Source organism: Thermoactinomyces sp. DSM 45891 (assembly GCF_900119485.1).
GTDB lineage: Bacteria > Bacillota > Bacilli > Thermoactinomycetales > Thermoactinomycetaceae > Baia.
Genome location: NZ_FPJZ01000001.1, coordinates 49,720 through 70,330, shown reverse-complemented (window position 1 = coordinate 70,330; position 20,611 = coordinate 49,720). Strand labels below are relative to the sequence as shown.

The window sequence follows — 20,611 nt, the reverse complement described above, 5'->3', positions numbered from 1 at the left end:
TTTTCCAGATTGTTTGTCAACGGATGAAGCTAGAGGCCGAGAAAGCCTATTTAGAGAGCCGTATAAAGCGTAAGGAAAAAGCACTTATTGTCTATGGCGAGGTAGCAGGACATATTTCTTTCCAAGATGGAATATAGTAAAAGCAGATATATCTCTTATACATAGCTTTTGGGCAATGGAGGTATGTCTGGCATCCAATACATTTTCTAATTTCTCATTCAGTATTCATCCTTTCTTTCGATTACATTAATGGTGTCGCGAAACATATTTGATAAGAATCCAGTTGTTGAAAATGATTATATTTCAACAACTGGATTCAATTTGTTTTTAAGTACAGGAAGCCACGGAACAAAAAGCAATCAGTTTTATTGGACTGTATATGTGAAAATGGGTTGTGAATAGGCTTCAATTGTTATGAATATGAATACTTGTGATAAAGACATTTATATATTATATAAAGGAGTGAAAATATGTCTCAAGCAAATATACCTAATATTTCACCGAATATAAGCATTACGAGAGAAGATGCAGTGAATCTTCTATTATCATCGATTGCCTTAGAAGAGCTAGGACTTAGTCATATTATTAATGCCGAGGGAGAAAAACTCCAATACGTTCTCGGAACTCTCCCTGGGGTCTCAGCAGTCTTTCAACCTTCCATCAGCGATTTACTTACGATCAATAATAGTGTTCGCGACACGATTAATGTAATCGGGAAGAAAGAATGGATTCTAAATGAGAAGTTAGAAAATGTGTTAAACACAGACGTTACAAGGGGACCCACCGGGTCGGCAGGCGCCACTGGGCCAACAGGTCCATCTGGAGGACCTCCCGGACCAGCAGGGGCTACCGGGCCTCAAGGACCAGCAGGACCCACAGGGGCGGTTGGAGCTACAGGGGGCATAGGGGCTTCGGGTCCCCAGGGAAACACTGGACCCCAAGGCGCTACTGGGCCTCAAGGGGCTACCGGGCCTCAGGGTGCAACGGGACCTCAAGGGCCGACAGGGCCTCAAGGACCGACGGGAACTTTTGTTACAGGTGATTTCTTATTTTTAGTTCAAGGAAACTCAGGCGCGGACGGTACGGTTCCTCTCAGCTTTGGAGATACACTCAACTTTCTATCTGATACGTTAGAAATCACGGTAACGCCTGGTTCTGCCATCGTGAAACTGGAGGTTCCAACAGGGGATAACGGGGCTACGGGCGCTACGGGACCTCAAGGGCCGACGGGCGCGGATGGTGCGAACGGCGCTACAGGACCTCAAGGGCCGACGGGCGCGGATGGTGCGGACGGCCCTACGGGACCACAAGGAGACACTGGGCCTCAAGGACTTACAGGACCACAAGGAGATACTGGGCCTCAAGGACTTACAGGATCACAAGGAGATACGGGACCTCAAGGGGCAACCGGCCCTCAGGGGGGAACCGGGCCTCAAGGGAATACAGGTCCCCGAGGCGATACGGGAAGTTTTTTGAACTCAGCCCTGTTTTTGGCCCGAATGACAGGACAGACATTAGTAGGAGGCGGTACTAATCCTGTATTGTTTGATGCACCACCATATGCAAGTATTGGATCAGATATATCATATGCAACAGCTACAGGTCAAATAAGTCTAACCGCCGGAACTTATTTTGTCGAGTACACTGTAAACATACTAGGTATCACTGGGACTACTACGCAAGTACCTCAGTTGGGATTGCGTGAAGCCGGCAATTTATTTGGATTTAACAGGATGTCAGTCCCATCTCTTTCCACAACAGAAATATTCCAACTATCTGCAGGAGCTATCATCAGTGTGCCAGCTACCGTACTTTCATTAGCAAATTCGACTTTGTCGGCGGGGCCAGGAACTTTTAGTCTAGTTGTACCAGCTCCAAGTGTTCCATCGGCTACGTTACGAATAATGAAAATTGGCTAGTGCACTAGTGTCGCAAGGCCTGAGAGAAAAAGAAATCCCTTTAGATTGGGTTGAATCTGGGAAGGAACTGGGAACAAAGAACAAGTTTACCGTGTTAAGATGATAGTATGAGAAGGTCAAAGCAAAGACACGGCTCTTGTTAGAGCAAGGGACATGACAAGCTAGTCCCATTCTATTTTTATAGGGTGGGGCTTTTCTTATTGTTGAGGTGGTGAACATGTGGCACGTAGAGGAAAGAAGTTATCAATAAGAGACAAGAGAAGGGATTCTCGCTCACCATGCAGATAACTGATACAGCTAGAAAGTTTAGTGTTTCCACAAGTACGGTGCATAAGCTTGTCAAGGATTCATCAGACGAATTCGAAGGACTACGGATACAAAAAAAGAGAGAACACATAGCAAAAGCATGGGTTGTCATTCATGCTTTTATTGACCGCCTTCAAGATCCTGGGTTGATCCAGAAGACTAGCGCAATAGTAGCGGGTACTCTCTGGGACAAAATTCACCGAGAGAAAGAGCTTGAGTACAAGGGTCAAGAAATAGACTTGAAACGACGAGAGCTTGATCAGAAGAACAAAGCACCGGAAGCTCTTAATGTACAAATTTACTTAGAAGCATTGAAAAGTGAAGTGAAGGAAGCATTTGAACAGAAGGAGGACGAGGCATGAATAAGATCATTCACGGGGATTGCTTAGACGTGTTAAAAACACTCCCCGACAATTCAGTAGACACAGCTTTAACCGATCCGCCTTATTCAGTATTAGTAAATCATTTTATTACCACAAGTGATAAATGGAAGCGCAAATAGTCTGATGTAACCATGTTGACTCATTGGTGGGATAGTGTAACGGACGAACTAAATAGAGTACTAAAACCAAGTGAGCATATATTAGTTTTTTGTAATGCGGATAGCTATACGGCATTCTATCCTCCCATGTTTATCAAATGGCAGAAGCTGTCTTGTTTGGTGTGGATCGGATATATTAGAACATCAAATTGTTAGTTCGCAAAAAAGGATTCATCCAGCAGAAAAGCCCGTTAACCTATTAGAGTATTTACTAAAGCCGTAACTCCTCCGAAAGTTAGAGGCCGAGAGAGCCAGTCTAAAGCTCCGTATAGATCGTATAGACAATGTTTTGTCGGTTATGAGCCATGAGCAAAGAGAGCTTGTACAGAGGCTTTATGTAGATGGCTTAGATCGAAGGAAGATAGAGTTAGAAATGAATATAGAGAAATCCACCTTTTATAGAATGGAGGAAAAAGCACTTATCTTCTATGGAGGTAGTGGGACATATTCCTTATATGATTAAATAATGAAAAAAGTGTAGTTTTGTTATACAATATTAGAATAGGCTTCTTATCATAGCATGTAAACCGATGAGGGCAGGTATCCATCCTGTCCTTTTTCTTTTCGCTGGATTGGAAGGGAGAAGATAACATCTATGCGAGACAACAAAGCTATTAAATTTGTATTCATTATGATGATTGCTTTACTAGTGGTCGGATTCGTTGGCAATGGAATGGTACATGCAGAAGGGAATTTTATCGATCAAACACCGATTAATGGAGAGTTTAAGGATGATTTAGCAGGTACATCTACAACAAAAGAGAAAGGATTCTTGGAGAAGGCAGGTGATTGGCTCTCGGATACGTGGGATTTTATTTGGGAGGGAGCTAAGGATCTAGCTGCTGGAATTTGGCAAGAAATATGTGATTTGTTTGCTTTCATTGCTAGTATTGTCATGGAGTTTATTGGCTTCGTGGTGATGGGGCTTGGTGTTTTGCTGACTTGGGGTATATTTAAAGGGGAAAAGAATGCGTTTACTGATATGTTTCAACGTCTTGGAGAATATCTAACAGGCATAGACCACAATAATCCCTATGGAAAGCTGAGTGATGTTAAAGCAACCGATCAGCAATTAGCACATGCGGCAGACTTAGTATATCAAGATAATATTATGAAAGCCGAACTGGAAAGAAGGTTAGGAGAGGGCTGGGAACTAGGTACGGAGAAAGTTAATTCATTAAATGGACTACAAGCAATTACTTTTGTGAATGAAAATACAAAAGAAGTGATTGTTGCCTTTCGGGGAACCGAAGAAGGAGGAGATTATGTTTCTGATGCTATCCTTGCAATAGGTCTTGATTCTTATGTGCCACAGTCAGGAGCAGCTAAGAATTTTTTTGATCAAGTAGCTGAGAAATATAAGGGATATCAATTGGTTGCGACAGGTCATTCTTTAGGTGGTTACATAGCAAACGAAGTAGGAATGACATATAGAGTTCCAACGGTTGCCTTTAATGCGCCTGGCAAAAACCTCTATCCTAATATCAATGCTTCATTGGCTACAGGTTATGCAGGTGGAGCGGGAACCTATGCCATTAATATGAGTGATTATCGGAATCGTAGACAATCATATAACGAATTAGCGGGTAACTATGATGGTTTGATTCGAAATTATAACTCCAATCGAGACCTGGTTGGCGCTGTAGGATATAGACCAGGTGAAACATATGTAGTAGAGAAAGGAACGGTAACCCCCATAAAAAGGTTGGATAATATTATTGTAGATGGAGTAAAGTCAAGTGTTACTACAGGACCATTAGCGACTCATGTGATGTCTAACTTTACCGGTGAAGTGGATGGAAAATCTACATCTAATCCAATCAATTCCATTTATGATAAGAACAAAGGGAACATTGCACCACGAAAATGAGATATGGAGGAACATAGATCATGGCGGACAGATGGAAAAAAAGAGGAATTTGGCTATATGCCATAATGATCTTGGGGATGCTATTGTTTAGTGGATGTAGTCATATTTCTAAGGAATCATCTAATATGACATCTGAAGAGGAACAACGAGTTAAGGATTCGGCAGTTCAATATATCAAGAAAACATATAACAAAGAACTTGTGATTAAAGATATTACAAAAGGTCGTGTTGTAGGAGATTACAGTATTCATGGAACTATTAAGGATGGGAAAGATACGCCAGTCTATGTAGGAGTTGGAGTTAACTCACCTGATGGAGATGGATTCGATGATTCTTATGTAAATCAATTATTTACTACAGAATTAGAGCCTCATATCCAAAAAATAGCCCAACATACATTTGATCTAAGGCAGATGAGAGATGGTTTTTCATATGGATATCGAGATAAGATAAAGAGAAAATATACCAGCGAGATTCCTTCTGTATGGGAGGTATTAAAAAAGGGCGATAAGGATTTTCGGCTGAGATTGACTTTGGAGGTCTATCAACAAGTTGGACAAGTAGAGGTATCTATCTCCAAATTCATACAGGAACTAAAGAAGATGAATTTTAATGAAGTTGGATTAACGGTATTTGTATATGATGGCAGTCTTAAGTCAAGATCGGATAAAAAAGATGCGGATGATTACCGTATGCAAAGATATGGTTTACATGGTGATATTCAGACAATGGATGTAAATAATTTAAAATTGGATAAGATGGAATTTAAGAAATGAGCATTTGGCAATTCAATCAAGTATATGTAAGAAATTGACCTGATATAGTGAAATTGTAACACCACAAAGAATTAGACGAGATATAATAAAGACAATAGAAAGTGGTGTTGCAAAGTGAAAAGAAAGAATTATGATCTCATTTTTAAAGAGAAGCTAGTGCGTATGCACCTCGAAGAGGGAAGAAGTGTAAACAGCCTGACAAAGGAATACGGACTGGGAGCAGGAAGTCTTAACAGCTGGGTCAAGAAATACCGCGAAGAATGCAAACAAACCAATCGAATGGATCAATCAAACCAAGAGGATGTATTTGACCAACTTGCTCAATTAAGAAAGCAAAATGAAGAACTTGAAAAGGAAAACCGCTTTTTAAAAAAGGCAGCAGCATTCTTTGCGAAGGAAACCGAAAAATAGTTTATCAATTTATTGATCAATACGCCAAAGAATTTGGCGTTAGATGGCTACTAAGACGATTTCAACTCTCCCCTCATGCATATTACAATTATCGCAAGCAACGAAAATCAAACTATCTCAAACAGAAGGAAGTGATTCTTACCTGTATTAAGGAAATCTACCATCGTTATGGTGGGAAGATGGGTTACCGGATGATCCAGAGAAGGCTAACTCACGAAGGGCATTTATGTAGCCAAGTAACAGTCTATAAGTATATGAAAGAACTAGGTTTGCGATCCATTGTGTTCAAACGGAAACCACCTTATGTAAAGGGTAAGAAACACAGGGTGTTTCCTAACGTTTTAGCTAGAGAATTCACTGCTGAATACCCCAATCAACGATGGTGTATCGATTTCACATACCTTCATTTGGCTAGTGGGCAACTTCATTACAATTGTTCTATTTTGGACCTGAACAACCGCAGGATTGTTGCTACGAGAACAGCTTCATACATAACTGCTGATCTAGCCATTGAGACACTCCAAATGGCCCTCCACAAATGTTCACCTAAAAAAGGATTGGTTTTGCATAGTGATCAAGGTGTTCAGTTCACTTCGAAATCCTTTACTGAATTCTGTTCGAAGAACGGGATTATACAAAGCATGAGTGCATCAGGATGCCCCTTTGAAGAAAAAAGTGAAAAAAGCACTCTCAAAAGTTAATGTGAAACCCCCTTGCGATTAGCTATCTCCGATGAGATCTGCTATCACAGGGGGTTTGTATGTGTTTGCTATTAACCTGAAAAAGTTGATGGTTATCTATTTGTATATTGCATTCTTACAAATATTAAAAGAATAAATACATGTCAAAAATCCTCAGCTCCTGCATACCTTGAACAGAGGTGATGACATTGGAAGAGGATTTTTGTCCAGATGCAACCTATCATATAGGGAATACGACGATTCACATAGTAGCGCCCAAGATAACAGAAGAAGAGCGACAGAAAAGGCTGGAAGAGATTAAGCAACTAATTATACAGTTAAAGTGGTCTAATGAATCGAAGTTAAATAATGAACAAGATAAGCAACAAAAAACGATAAGTAAACAATAAACAAGTTTGTTATACAAACAAAAATAACCTAAAAGGAATCCTGACAGAAAAACGCGGATTTCATGCGCTCAGGATTAAAATAGTAGGCGAACCCGATTTTTCACTACGCTAAGTGTGAAATTGGTTCGCCTACTATTTTAAACAAATCATTATTTTTGTTGCTTTAACAGAAGATTCCTTGCTTCTTGTTCCATTCTTCCAGTATTAGCAGCAGCAATGACCATTTCTCTCATACCTTGGGCAATAGTTTTTTGGTTTTCAGAAATTTTAGCAATCATTTCATATATGCCATTCATAACTTGTTCACTCCCTTTCATGTCGCTATCTTTCTCAGTTCATCATACTCATTACTCCCAAAACTTCCTCCGCTTATTGGCAATTAACAAATTAATTTTCTTGTTTTTAACGAGTATATATCGTTCATTGGTAGCAAATTTATACCAAGCCAAAGCACCAAAGGGATAAAACTTCCTTTGGTGCTTGTTTATCTAGGGAAATTGGAAGTGACAACAAAATGGAAGGTACGCTAGAACAAATGCTTCGTGGGAGATCATTCAAACAATATTTTAAAGATGCTTTAGGCTTTAAAGATTCGACCCTATCTGACGGCTTTGTAGGGGTAGAAGGAGTGAAGACCGATTTTGGGGCCATTTGCCCCTAAGTGCGTATATAATAATTTGAAACAGATCCGACTGACATATGTTGGTTACATGTTTGGAGTATTTGTAGAAGGGAATATATATTTTAAAATATTCAAGGAGATGTCTACTAGAATGAGAAAAGATAAGGCTATTGCATATATTCTACTTATTTTTATAGGAGGATTTATTGGGCTTCATCGCTTTTATTTAGGGAAAGTAGGAACTGGGATTTTATTTCTATTAACGTTTGGCTTGTTCGGCTTCGGATGGATTTATGATTTATTTACACTTGGACGCCAAGTCGATAATTATAATTACCGACTTGCTTATACTAAGTCTCACGGTATCTAATAAAAGAAAAAATACATATCGTACTGTTTCAATGATTGTTGGAAAATAACAAAGAAAGCTAAAACCTTGATATTTCTAGGGTTTTAGCTTTCTTTGTATGCTATACATAATTACAGCTAATACAGATTCTGGTCATTCAAGTCGTAAATCGCTTGAAGTATACTCTAAACTGGCTATTACCAACGCTCCCATTCACACATTACAACGGACTTTTTTTCATACAGTCATCTGTATAACGTACTTTGGGTTACGTTATTTTCTGCTATCATGTTTTCAAATAAAATCCCATCTTTAGCTAGTCCATCGATGTTAGGACTAATGTCGTCATGGTATCCATAACATCCTAAACGGTCTGCTCGCAAGGTATCAATTGCAATGAGTATGATTTTCAAAAAGTACACCTACTTTCCATCAGGATGATATGAATAACATATGATGAATGAGTAGAATCGGTGTTTATTTCAAACAATCTGACATTGGTATACTCACACAGTTTCGATAATAAGATAAAGCAATATACCTCATCTACAAAGGAGCTAATCACATTGGAAATGAAATTATCTATTTTAGTACCTACAACCATTGAACGACTTACTCATGCATCTAGGACGATGGCTGAATTGCAACGGCAAGCGCATCAGCTTCCTGTAGAAGTATTAGTTTTAGTTGATAATAGAAAGAGCACTATAGGGGCTAAGAGAAATACGCTTATGGATCTAGCACAAGGTGCCTTTATCTCTTTTGTGGATGATGATGATCGAATTGAGATAGATTATGTTCAAGCTCTATTAGAATGCATCAATCATCATCCAGATGCAGATTGTATTAACTTTCATGTTGAGGTAAATTTAAGTGGTTTAGGAAAGAAATTATGCAAATACGATGTAAAATACTCCCATTCTGAGGATGAACATTATTACTACCGTAAACCCAATAGTCGAGTGTGTTATGCAAAAAAAATAGCTGTCCAACACCGGTATCAAGATAGTAATTATGGAGAAGATGATGAATGGGGATGGAGAGCATGTCAGTCAATAAGGAAGCAAGTTCAAATAAACAAGACATTATACTATTATGATTATATATTGAAACGGCCTTCCGATAACCGTGGGTTAAGAGAATGGGAAGACCATTTAATGCTGCACTCATTAAATAAATGATCAACGAGATAAAAAGAAATGGGCTTTCCCAAATGCGGGGTATCCATTTCTTTTTTTATGTAAGCAATATGAACGAACCTAAGGCATACTTCCTCCATATAATATGCAGAAATCACTGTGTCTTGGGAAAGGACCAGATGTGTATGAGAATTTTCTTCATTTCATCGGGATGTGGTTTTGAATTTCAGAACCATCTGTCGGACGAAGACTCTAATATTTTGGAAGGACTACAATCTATTGAAAAAAAGAGGGAAAATTTCCATTTTGACAAATTTATGATTCGACAAGATAAACGAAAAGAATTGATTCCAAAAATTAAAGCGTTTCGTCCTGATTTCGTTTTGGTGTTCCGTGGACCGTTTTTACCTGCTCATTATGTGAAATCCGTAAGAAAAATGAAGATACCGGTCGGAATATGGGTGGTGGATGACCCTTATCGTTTGAAGACGCACAAAGAGTTAGTCCAGCCTTATAATTTAGTCATCACACAAGACAGTAATAGTGTTCCATTTTACCAAGGACTAGGGAAAACAGTGATTCATTTGCCGTTGGCGGTAAATCCAGAGAAATATCGACCGATGAAAGTAGGAGAGAAGTATCAGTCTGATATTTGTTTTGTAGGGAGTGCTTTTCCAATTCGACTCCGTTATTTTGATCAATTGACCCCGATTTTACTAAAGAATAAAACCAGAATTATCGGTCAGTGGTGGGAAAAGCTAAATAATTATTCTAAGTTAAAGAGGTGTATTTTAAATAATCCGATTCCTCCTGATGAAGTTATCAAATATTACAACGGCGCGAAAATCGTGCTTAATATTCATCGTACGAACAATGATCGAAAAGATAATCCGAAAAATATAGCAGCGCATACACCTAATAATCGAACCTATGAGATTGCCGCTTGTAAATCATTTCAGCTAACCACATGGCGTACCGATCTTTATCAGCACTTTGCAGAAGGAGAGATTGCTAGTTTCACTACATTAAGTGAATTAAAGGAAAAGATTCACTACTACTTGTCACATCCAGAGGAACGAGAGGAAATGACGGCAAAAGCATATCAAAATGTTCGCCGTATGCATACGTATCAGAAACGAATTCATGATTTACTTCTGTATTTGGAAAGTCATGTTCATTACAAGAAAAACCGTGGCTGAAACACATTAGTCGCGGTTTATTTGTTTTTTATACACAAAATGATAGCGAATTGGCTCTTATGGACCATTACCTTCTAATCTTACCCAAGATAAGATAGAGGGTGCAGAAATACATAATTAGGAGGTCGACATGTTTCAATCATTTCAAAACGAATCCGATTTTTACTGGGAGCTTGTTAAGAAAAACGTCGGTGTCTATTCAGAAGAAGAACAACTTACATTAAAAGAAGCGAAAGTCGTTATTTTCGGATTAGGGGGAGTAGGGGGAGTTCAAGCAATTCTCTGTGCTCGTATGGGAATTGGTCATATCACAGGTGTGGATGCAGATGAGTTTGAAGTCTCAAATATGAATCGGCAAATGCTTGCATCTACTTCTGTATTAGGAGAAGCAAAGGCAAAAGTAGCTGAAAAAGCAGTAAAAGATATCAATCCATACATATCAACTCGATTTGTCCAAACTATGGTGGACGAGGAAAATGTAATCGATCTCATTAAAGGGCACGATGTAGTGATTGAGGCAGTCGATGATATGCCTTCACGGGTTATTATCCATCGAACTGCTCGCGAGCTAGGCGTTCCAAGTGTGGGGATGTCGGGTAGCCCGCCTAATCGGGGATTTGTATCTTCCTTTTTTCCAGATGGAGTTCATTATGAAGATATTTTAAATCTACCAGGTAAAGGGGTCAAACTTACGGATGAAAGTGCGCGGAAACAGATTGCAGACATAAAAAAAGAACGAGCTAGGTACTCAGTAGAACAAGGGGCTCCCAAGGAGTGGGCCGAACAATTTTGCGAAGGAAAAGCGGGTTGGATTATTACCCCTGTGAGAGCTATGCTGTTAGCCACTTTTAGTTTCCACGAAGCTGTTCAGATTATAACAAAACGTCCCCCTTCGGCTCCTGCACCTAAGGCGTTACTCATTAATCTGGATGCAGAACAACCTGTTCAAATGAAAACCGCACCAGACGGTGGCTGGAATTATGCACATTTATAAAAATAGGAGGAAATAAAATGAAAGCACAAACTACACAAAATCTATATGAAGCAAGCTTTATTCGTAACATAGGGGTTATTTCCAAAGAAGAGCAAGAGAAACTCCGAAATGGACATGTCACAGTAGTAGGGGCAGGTGGAGTGGGAGGAATTACTCTGATCCAACTAGCCCGTATGGGAGTGGGACATATTCATGTGATTGATCGAGATGTGTTTGAAGCGAGTAACTTAAACAGACAAATGCTTAGTTCGGTAAGTCGCATTGATAAAAGCAAAGCAGAATCTGCTAGAGAGACACTAGAAGACATTAATCCGGATATACAGATAAAAGTAACGGAGCAGTTTGTAACGGAAGAGAACGCGGAAGAATTGCTACAAGGTGCGGATGTGATTATCGATGCAACAGATAATCTGGTCGCAAGAGTCATTATTCATCGTACCGCTGCGAAACTAGGAATATCATCTATTTGGATTGCAGTAACCCCACCATTTAGAGGGGGCGTTATGTCTCTTACGCCTACTTCGGCTCCTTATGAAGTGGTTTTAAGCCATCCGTCCTATCAACAACCTTTGACTGAAGAGATGAAAGAGAAAATCAATGCTTTAAAGGATGGTCGTGCTGTTTATTCCGTCCAACACGGGGCAGACGAGAACTGGGCGAATTCTTATGTGAAAAAAGAAGCTCCATGGGCAGTTCTTGCGCCAGTTGCAAATATAGTGGGCGTGCTAGCTAGCTTTGAAGCGTTTAAATCTCTGGTGAAGCGTGAGGACTTAAAACCCGTCATTGGTCCAGCTTTAATCCGAATTAACCTCGCCAGTCCTCAAATGGTAGAGGTCCAAACACCAGCGGAAGGATACTGGGATAATACCGTTCTATAGGGTGAGGGATAGAGATGATTCAGGTTGTTATTGCTTTTTTACTCATTGCAGGTGTATCCGCTCTTTTTAAAGATTATTGGTTAGCTTCAGCCGCCATGGTGTTGCTCCTGGTTTATTTGATCCAATGGAAGCCGATGATCATTCTGTTGCAGAAACACTCTTTTCATGTAGGAATCTTCTTTTTGATGATTTTTCTCTTGTTCCCTTTAACCAATGAAAAAATAGATCTACTTGCTTTGGCTAAGGAATTGTTTTCTCCTATCGGGTTATTTGCCCTTCTAGCCGGTTTTCTCGTTTCGTACATAGGTGGAAAAGGAATTGGAGTTCTTTCTACCCAGCCGGTAATCTTATTTGGAGTTATGATTGGCACACTTGTTGCCGTCCTCTTTTTTCGTGGTCTTCCGGCAGGGCTGATTATCGCGGCTGGATTGATTGCTATCTCTAAGTATTTTGTCTCAACATAGATGGAGGAAGTAAAAATGAAGTTTAAAAATGTATTACCTGTAGTAGCTGTTATATCGATTGGCTTAACTAGTATCCTGAGTGGATGTCAATCAAATACCAGTTCAACACAAAGGAAAGAGTCGATTTCCTTAGAGGAAACGAAAATAACAACAGAGGGCGGAGTTCAAATTTACCTTCGTCATAAGAAACAAACCAAAGCAAAAGAGGCTGTTCTTTTTCTAGAGCCTTTTAGTGTTCCAACTGCAAAGGCATTCGATGTACCTGGCTACTCATGGATGGATGATTTAGCTAGTAAAGGATATGATACATGGGCGATGGACTTTAGGGGTTTTGGGGGATCTACTCGTCCGAAAGAAATGAATCAACCTCCTAATCAAAACAAACCTGTGGTTACGCATACAGAAGCGATAAAAGATCTAGCTGCTACTGTAGAGCACATTAAGAAAACACAAAAGGTAGAGAAAGTAAGTATTGTGGGCTGGTCATGGGGAGCGGTAGTAGCAGGTGAATATGCAGCTCAGAAGCCAGAAAATGTGAATAAATTAGTTCTCTATGGATTTATGCACGGTTTTTCTCTACCTTCTATGACGAAGCCATTTGAATCTCCAAAAAAGCCAGGTGAGTTTAATCCTAAGTCTCCAGCCTATCAAGTGATTGACTTTGACAAAGGAATGCACCATTGGCACATGATGATGAACGGAAAAGAACTTGCCTCTGATGATGCGATGGAAAAAGTACGAACTACCTTTATAGAGTCTGACGATACAAGTAAAACAAGAGAAAATCAAGCGATTCGTCGCCCTATGGGTCCTCTGCAAGATCTGTTTTCGATTTGGACCGATCGTCCACTGTATGACGTATCTAAAATCACGAGTCCTACACTTGTTATCTACGGGGACTCAGATTTCTTTGCCGAAAAAAATCTGTTGCAGAAGCTAACAGGCGTAAAGGAGAAAAAAGAGGTCGTCATTCCTGAGGCTACACACTGGGCTTTATACGAAAAGAATCGAGATCAACTTCTAAAAGCAACAGAACAATTCTTACAAACAAAGTAGCAATTGGAGGAGAACAAGATTGCATCTGAAAATATTAGACTCTACTTTGAGAGAAGGAGAACAGCAATCGGGGGTTCGCTTCCATAGCCAAGATAAAGTCCACCTTCTTCGCCTTTTAGAAGAGTTTCAAGTCGATATCGTAGAAGTCGGACATCCAGGGATTTCCTCGGAAGACGAAGAAGTCTGTAAAGAGGTAGCAAAGGCAGCTCGACGCACGGAAACGCTGATGCATGCACGAGCGATTTCGGCAGAAGTCCAGGCCGTTTCTCGGGCAAGTGCGGACTGGATTGGGATTTGGGCTTCCATTAATCCGATATCACTTACTGCTAAATTTGGAGATAAATCACCTGCTCAGATAAAAGATCGAGTAACTTACGCGATTGAAGAAGCCAAAAGGCTAGGACTCCAGGTTCGTTTTACGATTGAGGATGCCTCTCGTACTTCATGGGAAGATCTTTCCTATCTTGGAAAAGCAGCGGTTGGAGCAGGGGCTGATCGTATTAGTTTGGCAGATACAATTGGGATCTGGACTCCTAATGAGTGTGGAGAGACAGTGAGACGGGCTGTGGAAGAGATTCACTCTGATATCGAAGTTCATTTGCATAATGATCTAGGATTAGCAACCGCCAATGCGTTAGCTGCCATGGATGCAGGAGCCTTAGTGATCGATACTTCGATACTGGGAATTGGAGAAAGAGCTGGCATTGTGGATCTTCTTCAACTAGCCGTTATCTTAAAAGAGAAAAAAGGATTTCAGCACTTTCCATTAGAAAGAATTCCTGAGCTGTCTCAAGCAGTCCAATGGTCAACTAGATACCGTCCCGATCATTTGAGACCCATCGTAGGGAAAAATGCTTTTACACATACATCTAGATATCATGTACAAGCTGTACAAAAAGAGGCTCCTACTTATGAAATGTTCCCTCCAGAGCAAGTTGGACGGAAGAGGAAGGTAATAGAGGAGAGGCCTCAGTTGGACTCTCCTGTGTTGTCTTCTGCCTTACAAGTGGGAAGTCCATTTGAAAAGGGAGCTTCTGAATTAAAATATCATCGGAATGGACCTGGAACTAGGTGGGTGCTTATGGATCATCGGGTGGATTCTCGCTCTACCTTATACGCAATCCAGCGTACCTTCGATGACAATGAACCTGAAAATCATGTGGATTGTCATACACATGATTGCGATAGTGTGTTTGTCTTTTGGGGAGATCATGCTGATGGAACGGGTTTAACATGTTGCGTGCAAATGGAGGAGGAAGAGAAGGTAGTTCATAGTCCAGCTTCTATCTTTATTCCAGCTGGGATTGAGCATGCTTATTATTACGTGTCAGGTAAAGGAACTTATACGAATATTGTATTGGCACCTGAATATAATCAAAGCTTACGTTCTTAAGACTGTAATGGCGACCTTCATGGGATCGCCTTTTTTATTACGAAATACTTTATCGGACATGTTTTAGTCATGTACTTTATATTCAGGTATACATATAGAAATAAATAGTTTTTTAGATTCTGGGAGAGCGAGTGGTGGTCATTGATTTTTAAAGAGTTAGAATTAAAAGGTGCGTATGTTATCGAATTCGAGCCAATTATCGATCATCGAGGTTTATTTGCAAGGACGTGGTGCAAAAACGAATTTTCGGCACAAGGATTAACTACTAACTGGGTTCAATGCAACCTATCAGTTAATAGCAAGAAAGGAACGATTAGAGGAATGCACTATCAAGCTACTCCTTATGAGGAAGTGAAACTAGTTCATTGTGTCAAAGGCGCTATTTATGATGTCATTATTGATTTACGTCCTGAGTCAGCCACTTTTAAAAAATGGATCTCTGTTTTATTAGGAGGAGAAAATAGAAATAGTTTATATATCCCTGAGGGATTTGCCCACGGCTTTCAAACATTAGAAGATGAGACAGAGGTTTTCTACCAGATGGGACAATTTTTTCATCCAGATAGTGTGCGAGGAGTACGTTTTAATGATCCTGTGTTCCAGATAGAGTGGCCAGAGCCAGAACACATTACTATTTCGGATAAAGACTTATCTTATGAGGATTTTGGACTATGAAAAAGGTTTTAGTAACCGGAGCTAATGGCTGGATCGGAAAGAATACACTACAGCCATTGCTTGAAAAAGGGTATGAAATTCATGCTACCAGCACGAAGATAGTGGATTCCTCGTCTACTCAGTATTACTGGCATCATGTTAACTTGCTTCATTTCCAGGATATAAAAGAAGTAATGAAGCAAGTGAGACCTACTCATTTGCTTCATTTAGCATGGGAAGCGACTCCCGGACAATACTGGATGTCCAAGGATAATTACCTATGGGTTCAATCAAGTATAGAGTTAATCTCACATTTCGTTGATTATGGTGGGCAAAGGGTAGTGTTAGCGGGTACATGTGCAGAGTATGACTGGAATTATGGATACTTGACAGAAGAAACAACCCCATGCTCCTACAAAACCCCTTATGCTGCGTCAAAAAATGCACTGCGAGTATTAGTGCACTCATTTTCAGAGTTAGTGGGCTTGAGCTATAGTTGGGGAAGGGTATTTTTTTTATATGGTCCAAATGAACATCCAAGAAGATTAGTCCCCTCTGTTATCTCATCCATTCGACAGAAAGAAGAGATTTTATGTACGCATGGAGAACAGTATCGTGATTTTTTACACGTAAAAGATGTAGCTAACGCTTTTGTAGAGCTTTTGGAAAGCGATATTCAAGGGACTGTTAACATAGCTTCAGGGCAACCAGTCCAAGTGAAGGAGCTAATTTTAAAAATAGCGAAAAAGTTGGGATATAATCAGCCCATTCAGTTTGGAGCGATTCCTTACCCTGAAAACGAATCATACTTTATGGCAGCGAACACGGAGCGGTTAAAACATATAGTTGGATTTAGTCCAGAATACACATTGGATTCGGGTCTAGAAGATTCGATTCGATGGTGGAAAGAGTAAACAAACGTAAGTCTGTTACAATATGCAACAAACCCTTCTGATTAAATTATTCAGAAGGGTTTGTTGCATATTGTAACTACTATCTATTCAATCACTTCAATCTCTGGGATGATAACTAGGAACTTTCCTCCCCACTCACGAATAAAAGAACACTGTTGTACAATTTCTTCTTTTAAATTCCAAGGTAAAATCAAGAGATAATCTGGTTTCGTCTGTTTAAGTATTTCTGGATTCTGTACGGGAATTCGTGTACCTGGTAGATAGAGACCTTGTTTATGATGATTAGCATCTACTGTATAGGAAAGAAACTCTTTTCCAACTCCATAAAAGTTTAAAAGGGTGTTGCCCTTAGCTGGTGCACCATATCCTACAATTCTTTTATTTTCCTGTTTTGCTTGAATCAGGAATTTCAATGTTTCGATCTTCAATTCTTCTATTTGCTTCGCAAATTGGAGATAGCTATTTAGCTTATCAAGACCTTGCTCAACTTCTTTTTGTATTAAGTCTCGAACTCTAGGACTTACTCGTACGTCTTTGTGCTCATGTTTAATAAAGAGTCTTAATGAGCCTCCATGAGTAGAAAGTTCTTCTACATCGAAAACCTGTAGTTTATAGTGTGCTAAGATTCTTTTTACGCTAACAAGAGAAAAATACGAAAAGTGCTCGTGATAAATGGTATCAAATTGCTTATGGGTGATTAATTGTAACAGATGAGGAAACTCGATGGTGATCACTCCATCGTCCTTTAGCAATGTTTTTAATCCTGCGACAAAATCATGAAGGTTAGGAACGTGTGCTAATACGTTGTTTGCGACAATTAAATCTGCTTGCATATTTTCCGATAGCAATTCTTTAGCTAATTCATTACCGAAAAATTCAGATATGGTATTTATTCCTTTTTGAAGAGCTGCTTCTGCTACATTTTTAGCGGGTTCGATTCCAAGACAAGGGATGTTTTTCCTTTGAAAGTATTGAAGCAAGTAACCATCATTGCTAGCGATTTCGATCACTTGTGATGTATCCGTCAAATGAAATCTCTTCGTTACCATTTCAACGTACGTTTCAGCATGCAGTAGCCAAGTGGAAGAATAAGAGCTGAAGTAAAGATATTCATTAAAGATATGATGTGGGGATTCAAATTCACTTAACTGAACGAGTAAGCAGCTTTTACAGACAAATGTATGAAGAGGATAGAAAGGCTCCATCTTGTTCAATCCATCAGAATTTACAAATGAGTTAGCAAGAGGAGAAACGCCCAAATCCAAAAAAGTGTGTTCTAGGTTGGATTGACAAAAACGACATTTTTTATGATTCACTTCTAAGCGACTCCTTATTTTGTAATAAATGAATTGATTTGATGATATGTAAATGTAGATAGATCTTCTCCAGCTATACACCTCTGATACCACTCGACAGTCCAAGCAAGTGATTCTTCGGTTGATAACTTAGGAGTCCACCCTAATTTTTCTTGTGCTTTCGTACTATCAAGCGTTAAGATCAGTGACTCATAAAATGAAGAGGAGGTAGGATAGATGACTTCTAATTCTTTCTCCCATAGATTCATAGTCATTTCGACTATCTTTTCGACTGTAATGGAAGGTTGATTGATGGGGCCAAAATTCCAAGCTCCTGAATAATTCTCATCTTCCCACAACTTCTCAGCTACAAGCATATAACCTTGAAGAGGTTCAAGAACATGTTGCCATGGACGAATTGCATGGGGGTTTCGTAGATAAAGCTTTTCTGAGTTTATATAACATCTCATTAGATTCGGTATTAAACGACCTTCAGCCCAATCCCCACCCCCAATCACATTACCAGCACGTACTGAGGCTAAACGGAGGGTGGAGTCTTGAAAAAACGATTTTTGATAGGAGGTGGCGATTAATTCAGCACAAGCTTTACTTGCACTATAGGGGTCATAACCACCTAATCTATCACTTTCTTGAAAGGAATAACCACCTAATCCATCATTTTCATAGCATTTATCACTTGTCACATTTATGATAACCCGTATACTTGTTACATTTTTTGCTGCTTCTAAAATGTTGGCTGTTCCCATCACATTTGTGTCAAACGTGGAGAGGGGTTGTTTATATGAGGTATGCACCAATGGTTGGGCAGCCAAATGGAAAACAATCTCAGGTTGTGCTGAATTCATGGCTTGTAGTAAGGAAGAATAATCGGTAATCGATCCCTGTAGAGAGTGGCAAGCTTTCTCTACATTTGCTTGTTTAAATAAATAAGGGCTTGATGGTGGATCTAATGAATATCCCACGATATCTGCCCCGAGTGAAGCTAGCCACAATGTAAGCCAAGATCCTTTGAATCCAGTATGTCCCGTAATAAAAACCTTTCTTTTGTGCCAAAAGTCCTTATGAACCATTTCACCAAACCTTCCAAGGAGCTTCTCCACTTTCCCACAGCTCCATTAATTTTTTCTTGTCGCGTAATGTATCCATGGGATGCCAGAAATCTTTATGAAGATAGGCGTTTAATTGACCTTGTTCTGCTAACTGAACTAAAGAATCTGTTTCCCAAATCGAATCATCACCGGAAATATAGTCAAAGATTTGAGGTTCTAGCACGAAAAAACCCCCATTAATCCAAGCGCCATCTCCTAAAGGTTTTTCTTTAAATTCGGAAACGCTGTCTCCATCAAGCACCAGCGAACCAAATCGACCAGGAGGTTGAATGGCAGTAACCGTAGCAAGTTTTCCGTGCTCCTTATGGAACTGAATTAAGTTTGGTATATTTACGTTGCTTACCCCATCCCCGTAAGTAAGGCAGAAGGGTTGATCTCCGACCGCATGTTGGATTCGTTTAATCCGTCCACCAGTCTGAACATTTTCTCCTGTGTCGATAAGAGTTACCTTCCAAGGATCAATTTGAGGCAAATCGGTACTTATTTCATTTGTATGTAAATCGATTGTAAAGTTGGACATATGCAGATGATAATTTTTGAAAAAGTCTTTTATGACATGGCCTTTATATCCCAAACAAATAACAAACTCTGTAATACCATAATGACTAAAAAATTTCATTATATGCCAAATAATAGGTTTTCCACCGATTTCAATCATTGGTTTTGGGACTAAATGCGTTTCTTCACCAATTCGAGTTCCATAACCGCCAGCAAGAATTACGGCTTTCATTTTACCCCTCCAAAATACGGAAACATATTTTGGTATTCATTCGTTTGCCGTAGGTCTGATGTTCTTTTTGATATTTCTGAATACCATGTTTCCAATTGATTTCTATCCACACGATGATGTATTCCCGCCGATGGATGAGGAGCTAGTGTGGGGCCAATTTGTAATTTTCTTTGTATGATTTCTTCGTTCCATGGACTATATCCAAACCATAAGATAAAAGCATAGTCTGGATATGGAATAGAATGATGTCCAGAAGCATGTCTCCCAGCAACGTAGGCTCCATGTGAATGGCAATGGATAAATCTCCCACGACTATTAGATCCAATATAATGCCAACGAAGTTGTTCGAGAAGATATCCATGATATTTTTGTTCCACTAAAGGACGTTCATAAGTGAGTTTTTTTTGACGATCATCAGGATGATCAACCATGAAAATACCTTCTATGTGATACATCTGTGAGCCAGAACTACTGAGGGAATCTAAAAATTGAGCTTTATCAGCGAAGCAAAGGAATTCGGTAATATTTAAAACCATTTTCCAACCAATAGCTTCTGTCTCTGCTATCATTACCTCATGATCCGTTTGAAAGACATCAAAAAATGAGCCCGTATTTGAATGACGAACTTCCCAATGGGGTGCATAATGCTTGCAAATTTCTACTGACCTATCTGTTGAGCCTTTATTAATTAAAATCCCGTGATCGAATATTTTCGTATGATGCATTAGCCACCATGGAAGTAAATATTCCTCATTGTAAAAATGTGCGATGACGGTCATTTTCACGTAAAATACCACCCTATTTAGAAATATATTGTATTACTCATCAGTATTCGGACATATAAGGTGATATTCATCTCGCTTTGGAAAATATAAAGTATC

General features: G+C 39.5%; 25 protein-coding genes. 19 read left to right on the top strand and 6 right to left on the bottom strand.

What is annotated here, in order from left to right:
• Window positions 1-470: 470 nt before the first annotated feature.
• The 8 genes from BT147_RS14940 (at window position 471) to BT147_RS00315 (ending at window position 6,913) form a co-directional block, all read left to right on the top strand.
• Window positions 471-1,919, top strand: a complete 1,449-nt coding sequence (locus BT147_RS14940) for an alpha-helical endospore appendage domain-containing protein (RefSeq protein WP_083426253.1) — start codon at window positions 471-473, stop codon at window positions 1,917-1,919.
• Window positions 1,920-2,197: 278 nt separating this feature from the next.
• Window positions 2,198-2,587, top strand: a complete 390-nt coding sequence (locus tag BT147_RS00340; protein ID WP_072329759.1) for a hypothetical protein — start codon at window positions 2,198-2,200, stop codon at window positions 2,585-2,587.
• A complete protein-coding gene (locus BT147_RS15325; RefSeq protein ID WP_177239612.1) occupies window positions 2,584-2,727 on the top strand; it encodes a hypothetical protein in 144 nt (47 codons plus the stop codon). Before BT147_RS00340 ends, BT147_RS15325 begins: the two co-directional genes overlap by 4 nt.
• A 634-nt stretch (window positions 2,728-3,361) precedes the next feature.
• Window positions 3,362-4,636, top strand: coding sequence for a Tle-like phospholipase domain-containing protein (locus BT147_RS00335; RefSeq protein WP_072329757.1), 1,275 nt, complete (start codon window positions 3,362-3,364; stop codon window positions 4,634-4,636).
• Between the two features lie 20 nt (window positions 4,637-4,656).
• Window positions 4,657-5,412 carry a hypothetical protein gene (locus BT147_RS00330; protein ID WP_072329755.1) on the top strand — a complete coding sequence of 252 codons (756 nt, stop codon included), beginning with the start codon at window positions 4,657-4,659 and terminating at the stop codon, window positions 5,410-5,412.
• Between the two features lie 114 nt (window positions 5,413-5,526).
• Window positions 5,527-5,823, top strand: coding sequence for a transposase (locus tag BT147_RS00325; protein WP_072329753.1), 297 nt, complete (start codon window positions 5,527-5,529; stop codon window positions 5,821-5,823).
• Window positions 5,796-6,524: an IS3 family transposase gene (locus BT147_RS00320; protein ID WP_143187865.1), complete on the top strand. Its 729-nt coding sequence runs from the start codon at window positions 5,796-5,798 to the stop codon at window positions 6,522-6,524. The genes BT147_RS00325 and BT147_RS00320 overlap by 28 nt, the downstream gene beginning before the upstream one ends.
• Window positions 6,525-6,712: 188 nt before the next feature.
• On the top strand, window positions 6,713-6,913 hold the full coding sequence (locus tag BT147_RS00315; protein WP_072329749.1) for a hypothetical protein: 201 nt from the start codon (window positions 6,713-6,715) through the stop codon (window positions 6,911-6,913).
• A 149-nt stretch (window positions 6,914-7,062) separates the two neighbouring features.
• On the opposite strand, the gene BT147_RS15320 is transcribed toward BT147_RS00315, so the two are convergent.
• Window positions 7,063-7,209 (bottom strand): hypothetical protein, encoded by a 147-nt coding sequence (locus tag BT147_RS15320; RefSeq protein WP_177239611.1) that lies wholly within the window; start codon window positions 7,207-7,209, stop codon window positions 7,063-7,065.
• A gap of 218 nt (window positions 7,210-7,427) precedes the next feature.
• On the opposite strand from BT147_RS15320, the gene BT147_RS15315 reads away from it, so the two are divergent.
• Together BT147_RS15315 and BT147_RS00310 are read left to right on the top strand one after the other, a co-directional pair.
• Window positions 7,428-7,574 carry a hypothetical protein gene (locus BT147_RS15315; RefSeq protein ID WP_177239610.1) on the top strand — a complete coding sequence of 49 codons (147 nt, stop codon included), beginning with the start codon at window positions 7,428-7,430 and terminating at the stop codon, window positions 7,572-7,574.
• Window positions 7,575-7,686: 112 nt separating this feature from the next.
• Window positions 7,687-7,905: a TM2 domain-containing protein gene (locus tag BT147_RS00310; RefSeq protein WP_072329746.1), complete on the top strand. Its 219-nt coding sequence runs from the start codon at window positions 7,687-7,689 to the stop codon at window positions 7,903-7,905.
• Window positions 7,906-8,129: 224 nt separating this feature from the next.
• On the opposite strand, the gene BT147_RS15165 is transcribed toward BT147_RS00310, so the two are convergent.
• Entirely contained in the window at window positions 8,130-8,297 is a 168-nt protein-coding gene (locus BT147_RS15165) for a sulfatase-like hydrolase/transferase (protein ID WP_143123767.1), read from the bottom strand.
• Between the two features lie 159 nt (window positions 8,298-8,456).
• Between BT147_RS15165 and BT147_RS00300 the strand changes: the two genes are divergently transcribed.
• From BT147_RS00300 to BT147_RS00260, 9 genes are all read left to right on the top strand, one after another.
• Window positions 8,457-9,065, top strand: a complete 609-nt coding sequence (locus tag BT147_RS00300; protein WP_083426327.1) for a glycosyltransferase family A protein — start codon at window positions 8,457-8,459, stop codon at window positions 9,063-9,065.
• Between the two features lie 143 nt (window positions 9,066-9,208).
• A complete protein-coding gene (locus BT147_RS00295; protein ID WP_218159098.1) occupies window positions 9,209-10,222 on the top strand; it encodes a CgeB family protein in 1,014 nt (337 codons plus the stop codon).
• A gap of 130 nt (window positions 10,223-10,352) precedes the next feature.
• Entirely contained in the window at window positions 10,353-11,216 is an 864-nt protein-coding gene (locus tag BT147_RS00290) for a HesA/MoeB/ThiF family protein (RefSeq protein WP_072329741.1), read from the top strand.
• Window positions 11,217-11,233: 17 nt separating this feature from the next.
• Window positions 11,234-12,094, top strand: coding sequence for a HesA/MoeB/ThiF family protein (locus tag BT147_RS00285; RefSeq protein WP_072329739.1), 861 nt, complete (start codon window positions 11,234-11,236; stop codon window positions 12,092-12,094).
• 14 nt (window positions 12,095-12,108) lie between these two features.
• Window positions 12,109-12,558: a DUF441 family protein gene (locus BT147_RS00280; RefSeq protein ID WP_072329737.1), complete on the top strand. Its 450-nt coding sequence runs from the start codon at window positions 12,109-12,111 to the stop codon at window positions 12,556-12,558.
• Between the two features lie 15 nt (window positions 12,559-12,573).
• On the top strand, window positions 12,574-13,614 hold the full coding sequence (locus BT147_RS00275) for an alpha/beta hydrolase (protein ID WP_143187864.1): 1,041 nt from the start codon (window positions 12,574-12,576) through the stop codon (window positions 13,612-13,614).
• Window positions 13,615-13,633: 19 nt separating this feature from the next.
• Window positions 13,634-15,007 carry a LeuA family protein gene (locus BT147_RS00270; protein WP_072329733.1) on the top strand — a complete coding sequence of 458 codons (1,374 nt, stop codon included), beginning with the start codon at window positions 13,634-13,636 and terminating at the stop codon, window positions 15,005-15,007.
• 141 nt (window positions 15,008-15,148) lie between these two features.
• Window positions 15,149-15,682, top strand: a complete 534-nt coding sequence (rfbC, locus tag BT147_RS00265; RefSeq protein WP_072329731.1) for a dTDP-4-dehydrorhamnose 3,5-epimerase — start codon at window positions 15,149-15,151, stop codon at window positions 15,680-15,682.
• Complete coding sequence (locus BT147_RS00260) at window positions 15,679-16,575, top strand: NAD-dependent epimerase/dehydratase family protein (protein WP_072329729.1); 897 nt, start codon at window positions 15,679-15,681, stop codon at window positions 16,573-16,575. The genes rfbC and BT147_RS00260 overlap by 4 nt, the downstream gene beginning before the upstream one ends.
• A gap of 83 nt (window positions 16,576-16,658) precedes the next feature.
• On the opposite strand, the gene BT147_RS00255 is transcribed toward BT147_RS00260, so the two are convergent.
• Genes BT147_RS00255 through BT147_RS00240 form a run of 4 tightly spaced genes read right to left on the bottom strand, consistent with a single transcriptional unit; the run spans window position 16,659 to window position 20,509 of the window.
• On the bottom strand, window positions 16,659-17,891 hold the full coding sequence (locus BT147_RS00255; RefSeq protein WP_072329727.1) for a class I SAM-dependent methyltransferase: 1,233 nt from the start codon (window positions 17,889-17,891) through the stop codon (window positions 16,659-16,661).
• A 14-nt stretch (window positions 17,892-17,905) separates the two neighbouring features.
• Window positions 17,906-18,961: a CDP-glucose 4,6-dehydratase gene (gene rfbG / locus BT147_RS00250; protein ID WP_072329725.1), complete on the bottom strand. Its 1,056-nt coding sequence runs from the start codon at window positions 18,959-18,961 to the stop codon at window positions 17,906-17,908.
• Window position 18,962: 1 nt separating this feature from the next.
• The gene (gene rfbF / locus BT147_RS00245) at window positions 18,963-19,730 is read right to left on the bottom strand and encodes a glucose-1-phosphate cytidylyltransferase (protein WP_072329723.1); all 768 of its coding nucleotides are present in this window, start codon (window positions 19,728-19,730) and stop codon (window positions 18,963-18,965) included.
• Window positions 19,727-20,509 carry a glycosyltransferase family 2 protein gene (locus tag BT147_RS00240; protein WP_072330817.1) on the bottom strand — a complete coding sequence of 261 codons (783 nt, stop codon included), beginning with the start codon at window positions 20,507-20,509 and terminating at the stop codon, window positions 19,727-19,729. Before BT147_RS00240 ends, rfbF begins: the two co-directional genes overlap by 4 nt.
• Window positions 20,510-20,611: the final 102 nt, after the last annotated feature.

Coding starts and splice junctions, on each gene's coding strand:
- BT147_RS14940 (WP_083426253.1), top strand. CDS start 471: ATGTCTCAAGCAAATATACCTAATATTTCACCGAATATAAGCATTACG.
- BT147_RS00340 (WP_072329759.1), top strand. CDS start 2,198: ATGCAGATAACTGATACAGCTAGAAAGTTTAGTGTTTCCACAAGTACG.
- BT147_RS15325 (WP_177239612.1), top strand. CDS start 2,584: ATGAATAAGATCATTCACGGGGATTGCTTAGACGTGTTAAAAACACTC.
- BT147_RS00335 (WP_072329757.1), top strand. CDS start 3,362: ATGCGAGACAACAAAGCTATTAAATTTGTATTCATTATGATGATTGCT.
- BT147_RS00330 (WP_072329755.1), top strand. CDS start 4,657: ATGGCGGACAGATGGAAAAAAAGAGGAATTTGGCTATATGCCATAATG.
- BT147_RS15320 (WP_177239611.1), bottom strand. CDS start 7,209: ATGAATGGCATATATGAAATGATTGCTAAAATTTCTGAAAACCAAAAA.
- BT147_RS15315 (WP_177239610.1), top strand. CDS start 7,428: ATGGAAGGTACGCTAGAACAAATGCTTCGTGGGAGATCATTCAAACAA.
- BT147_RS00310 (WP_072329746.1), top strand. CDS start 7,687: ATGAGAAAAGATAAGGCTATTGCATATATTCTACTTATTTTTATAGGA.
- BT147_RS00300 (WP_083426327.1), top strand. CDS start 8,457: ATGAAATTATCTATTTTAGTACCTACAACCATTGAACGACTTACTCAT.
- BT147_RS00295 (WP_218159098.1), top strand. CDS start 9,209: ATGAGAATTTTCTTCATTTCATCGGGATGTGGTTTTGAATTTCAGAAC.
- BT147_RS00290 (WP_072329741.1), top strand. CDS start 10,353: ATGTTTCAATCATTTCAAAACGAATCCGATTTTTACTGGGAGCTTGTT.
- BT147_RS00285 (WP_072329739.1), top strand. CDS start 11,234: ATGAAAGCACAAACTACACAAAATCTATATGAAGCAAGCTTTATTCGT.
- BT147_RS00280 (WP_072329737.1), top strand. CDS start 12,109: ATGATTCAGGTTGTTATTGCTTTTTTACTCATTGCAGGTGTATCCGCT.
- BT147_RS00275 (WP_143187864.1), top strand. CDS start 12,574: ATGAAGTTTAAAAATGTATTACCTGTAGTAGCTGTTATATCGATTGGC.
- BT147_RS00260 (WP_072329729.1), top strand. CDS start 15,679: ATGAAAAAGGTTTTAGTAACCGGAGCTAATGGCTGGATCGGAAAGAAT.
- rfbG (WP_072329725.1), bottom strand. CDS start 18,961: ATGGTTCATAAGGACTTTTGGCACAAAAGAAAGGTTTTTATTACGGGA.
- rfbF (WP_072329723.1), bottom strand. CDS start 19,730: ATGAAAGCCGTAATTCTTGCTGGCGGTTATGGAACTCGAATTGGTGAA.
- BT147_RS00240 (WP_072330817.1), bottom strand. CDS start 20,509: ATGACCGTCATCGCACATTTTTACAATGAGGAATATTTACTTCCATGG.